4 protein-coding genes are annotated in these 3,258 nt (G+C 73.9%); 3 read left to right on the top strand and 1 reads right to left on the bottom strand.

The annotated features are described in order from the left end of the window. The 3 genes from AB7U92_RS24515 to AB7U92_RS24505 all read left to right on the top strand — a co-directional run. Positions 1-1,502, top strand: a 1,502-nt coding sequence (locus AB7U92_RS24515) for a LuxR C-terminal-related transcriptional regulator (protein ID WP_428583050.1), incomplete at its 5' end; no start/stop codon positions are given. Positions 1,503-1,512: 10 nt separating this feature from the next. Further along, complete coding sequence (locus AB7U92_RS24510) at positions 1,513-2,106, top strand: thioredoxin fold domain-containing protein (RefSeq protein WP_428583048.1); 594 nt, start codon at positions 1,513-1,515, stop codon at positions 2,104-2,106. A 19-nt stretch (positions 2,107-2,125) separates the two neighbouring features. After that, positions 2,126-2,389, top strand: a complete 264-nt coding sequence (locus AB7U92_RS24505; protein WP_428583046.1) for a DUF3297 family protein — start codon at positions 2,126-2,128, stop codon at positions 2,387-2,389. Positions 2,390-2,398: 9 nt separating this feature from the next. On the opposite strand, the gene AB7U92_RS24500 is transcribed toward AB7U92_RS24505, so the two are convergent. Further along, positions 2,399-3,258: DUF3014 domain-containing protein (locus AB7U92_RS24500; RefSeq protein ID WP_428583044.1), on the bottom strand; the 860-nt coding region annotated here is incomplete at its 5' end.

The raw sequence follows: 3,258 nt of genomic DNA, 5'->3' as shown, positions 1-3,258 counted from the left end.
AGGGCCTGGCCGTGGAGCTCGGCCGCGTGATCGCGCAGTTCCCGGCCGCGTGGCGCGAGCAGTCGCCGCGGCTGCTGCGCATCGACGCCGTGGCCGAGTGCATGCGCTGGCACTGGAACCGCATGGCGGCGCTGCTCGAAGCCTCGGTGGCGGCCGCGGACCTGCGTGGCGACGACGCCGAGCGGCAGCTCTCGCAGGCCATGCTGCTGGCCGCCTGGAACGCCATCGGCCAGGGCGAGCGCAGCGCGGCGCTGCTGGCCGAACTGCGCAGCCTGACCCTGCCGCCGCTGGCCGGGACGCTGGTGATGGACGCGCAATGCTCGCTGCACTTCGAGCGCGGCGAGTTCGCCGCCCTGCGCAGCTTGTTCGAGCAGGTGATGCAGTGGCTCGAGGCGCAGCCCTCGCTGCTGGCCTGGTGGATGGTGTCGCCGCCGACCGCCTGGGCATCGATTCCCGGCGTGGGTGCGCTGGTCGAGCGCTTCAGCGAGGAAGCGCTGCGCCGCTGCGGCGAGCGCGAGCTGCCGATGCGCGCCGCGCTGCAGGCGCTGCAGGCTGCCACGCTGCTGTGGGCCGGCCGCGTCGACGAGGCCGCGAGCCGCGCCGAGGAGGCGCAGGCCGATGCCCGCTGGCTGGCGCGCGCGCCGGAGATCGAGGTGTCGCTGGACAGCGTGCGGATGTTCGTCGACGCGCTGCACGGGAATGCGCCCGGCGTGCAGCGCCGCCTCGAGCGGCTATTCCACCACGAGGATGCCACCGCCGCGCCCGACCGGCTGCGCTTCTGGCGGGCCCATGTGGCGCGGCTGGCGGTGCGTGCGCTCGACGTGCTCGGTGCCGGCGCCGCCGATCTGCGCCCATGGCTGGCGCGCCACCCCGCGCCGGCGGCGGGCGAGCCCGATCCGCTGGCCGCGCGCCTGCTAGCGGCCGAAGGCCGCTGGGCGCAGGCTGCCGAGGCCTTCATGGCGCTGCTGCCGCACGTGCCGTCGGTGGGCCTGATGGGGCAGGGCATCGAGCTGCACCTGCGCGCCAGCCACGCGCTGCTCATGGCAGGCCGCGCCAGCGAGGCCGCTGCGCCGCTGGCGCGCGCGCTCGAGCGCGTCACCGAGTGGCGCGCACAGGGCCATGCGCTGATGGCCGGCCCGGCGGTGCTGGGCGCACTCGCTGCGCATCCCTGGGGCGCGGCGCTCGAACCGGCGGTGCAGGCGAGCCTGGCGGCGCTGGCCGCGCAGTCGGCCGCGCTGCGCGGGCTCGCACCGGCACCCGCCGCCGTGCTTGCCCCGGCGCCGGAGTCGGCCACGCCGGGCGCGGCAGAATCGGCGGGTGTCCTGAGCAGCCGCGAACGCGAGGTGCTCGAACGCATTGCCGCAGGCGACAGCAACAAGCTGATCGCCCGCGCGCTGGACATCAGCCCGCACACCGTGAAGCGCCACGTCGCCAACATCCTCGACAAGCTCGCGCTGCAATCGCGCGGCCAGGCCGCGGCCTGGCTGCGCGCCAACCCCTGAACCATCGACCATGACGACTCGCCGCACCCTCACCCTCGCCCTCGGCGCCTTCGCGCTCGCCCCCCTGGCCGCCTGCTCGAAGAAGGAGGAAGCCGCCGGCGCCTCGGCCGCCGCGCCGTCGGGGCGCAAGCCCAACGGCGTCGAGGCCTACGGCATCGCCTCGCGCGGCACCGGCTTCACGGTCGGCGCAATGATGGCGGCCAACACCGTCTACGTCTTCTTCGATTCCACCTGCCCGCACTGCGCCGAACTGTGGAAGTCGTCGCAGCCGCTGCTGGGCAAGCTGAAGATGGTGTGGATGCCGATCGGCCTGCTGCGCCCGCAGTCGGGCCCGCAGGGCGCGGCCATCCTCTCGGCGCCGGATCCGGTCAAGGCGATGAACGAGCACGAGGCCAGCGTGCTGCAGCGCGGCGGCGGCATCAGCGTGCCGGCCAGCCTGCCCGACGACGTGGTGCAGAAGGTCAAGGACAACACCGAGCTGTTCCGCCAGCTGCAGGCCGAGAGCGTGCCGCTGATCGTGTATCGCAATGCCGGCAGCGGCCAGCACGGCATGCACGCCGGTGCGGTGGACACCGCCACGCTGGCGGCGCTGGCCGGCGTCTGAGCAGGCGAGAATCGGCGCCATGACCGACACCGCCGCCACCCCCTCGCCCAGCCCGGCGTCCTTGCCCGACCGCCTGTCGATCGACCCGCGCAGCCCGCACTACGTGGCCGCGGTGTTCGAGCGCGAGGTCGGCATCCGCTTCAACGGCGTCGAGCGCAACGACGTCGAGGAGTACTGCATCAGCGAAGGCTGGGTGAAGGTGCCGCATGGCCGCACCGTCGACCGCAAGGGCAACCCGGTGATGCTCAAGCTCAAGGGGCGTGTCGAGGCCTTCTACCGCTGAGGCGGTGCCTCAGCGCGGCGACACGATCGCCTGGCGGAAGCCGGTCAGCCAGCCCTTGAGCCGGCGCTCGTGGTTCACGCCGATGCGTACCATGATCTTCTGCCCGGCCGACATCGACTCGAGCTTCTCGTCGGTGAACTCGTAGCGCACCCAGGGGCGCGTCGAGGGCACCTCGCCCTTCACCTCCACCAGCTTCACCGCCGGCGGCAGCGCGGGCTCGGGCGCGGCCAGCAGGTGGTCGATCACCTCGACCAGCCGGTCGTTGAAGTGGCCCTTGGGGTAGCCCAGCTCCGCGTAGGCCTGCTGGAACAGCGGATAGAAGCGGCGGTAGACCGCCGCCGCGCGAGACGGTTCGACCGAGGCGACGAAGGCCACGAAGGGCTCGTAGCGCGCCGCGTTGTCGGCCGAGATCAGCTCGGCGTCGCCGGCGATGATGCGTTGCAGCTTGCCCGGCGTGGGCTGCACCGGCCACAGGCGCGAGGCGGCCATCGGCCGCGCCAGGTTGTCGACGGTGACCACCACGCGACGCACGAAGCCGTCGGCCTGCAGGAAGGTCATCACCGCCGTGCGTCCGGCCAGGCTGGCCAGGGCCTCGCGGACCACGGCTTCCGCGTCGTCCAGCCCCGGCAGCGGTTGCGGCTCCGAGGCCGCGGCGAGCGGCTCGATCGGGTGCTTCGGGCCGGCGTCGGCCGGCGGCGCGGCCGCTGGGGCCGGCGCGGGCTCGACGGGTGCCGGGGCCGGCGCCTGCGCCACCGGCGGGGGCGGCACCACCTTGCCGCGGTACATCCACCACAGCGTGGTGCCGGCTCCGGCGATCGCGACCAGTAGCCCCGCGATCATGGCGATGTGGCGTCGTTGCATGGGGCGGC

Source organism: Piscinibacter sp. (assembly GCF_050175855.1).
GTDB lineage: Bacteria > Pseudomonadota > Gammaproteobacteria > Burkholderiales > Burkholderiaceae_C > Piscinibacter.
This window is presented reverse-complemented; position numbering and strand designations above follow the sequence as displayed.

Excerpts from the sequence above, each read along its gene's own strand:
- AB7U92_RS24510 (WP_428583048.1), top strand. The coding sequence starts at position 1,513 with ATGACGACTCGCCGCACCCTCACCCTCGCCCTCGGCGCCTTCGCGCTC.
- AB7U92_RS24505 (WP_428583046.1), top strand. The coding sequence starts at position 2,126 with ATGACCGACACCGCCGCCACCCCCTCGCCCAGCCCGGCGTCCTTGCCC.